General features: G+C 58.0%; 2 protein-coding genes. Both read right to left on the minus strand.

Annotation, left to right across the window (positions count from 1 at the left end):
* Positions 1 to 208, minus strand: a 208-nt coding sequence (locus L6Q96_23310) for a hypothetical protein (protein ID MCK6557476.1), incomplete at its 3' end; no start/stop codon positions are given.
* Positions 209 to 291: 83 nt separating this feature from the next.
* Positions 292 to 672, minus strand: a complete 381-nt coding sequence (locus L6Q96_23315) for an SMI1/KNR4 family protein (protein ID MCK6557477.1) — start codon at positions 670 to 672, stop codon at positions 292 to 294.
* Positions 673 to 674 lie beyond the last annotated feature (2 nt).

Here is a 674-nt window from a genome sequence, read left to right on the forward strand (position 1 = left end):
GTGGATGAGCCGTTCGCAACTGGAAGCCGATTTCGCTTCCAATCTCCCACGGACGGTCCGCGAACTTCGCGCAATCTACGTAAGCAATACGGAAGCCACGCTCCCGCAGGCCGTGAACGAACTCAATGAGTTCGTCGTCAACCTCTTCTGCCTCCACAAACGTCACGCAGTGCGACGTGGAGCGATCGATGTCCCAGTAACCTCGCATTTGGCGCCTAACGTTCGACATGAGCGGCATGACCCGGCTTGCCGGGGCATGTCCGCTCGATGGAGGGGTTAGCCGACTTCGCTTCAATCATGCTCGAATTCACCAGACTCCAACCTTACCGCGAAGTCGTTGAAGGACTCACCCCTCGGCGAGGTTTCGCCTGTCTCATGCGACCAATGAACGACTATCGGCTCGCTGCCCTCACCGGTAACCGAGTAGTCGAAGCAGTAGTAGTCGCCTGTACCGAAGGAAGCAAATGGTAGGAGGGCTTTGAAGTGCGGCACGCGTTCGGGGAAGACGTCGTCGCAATACGAGCGCCAAACCTCGCGCTGGCGAACTATGGAATCCCAGGTCTTTCTTGGATCTCGGTCGTCCAGCACGGGGAACACCTCGGCAGACTCCAAGCCCTTCCCGTTGTTCAACCTTAGCCATTCGCGGAAGGACGATGGTAGGACACGCCCCAACT

It is taken from the genome of Candidatus Binatia bacterium (assembly GCA_023150935.1).
Lineage (GTDB): Bacteria > Desulfobacterota > Binatia > HRBIN30 > HRBIN30 > JAKLJW01.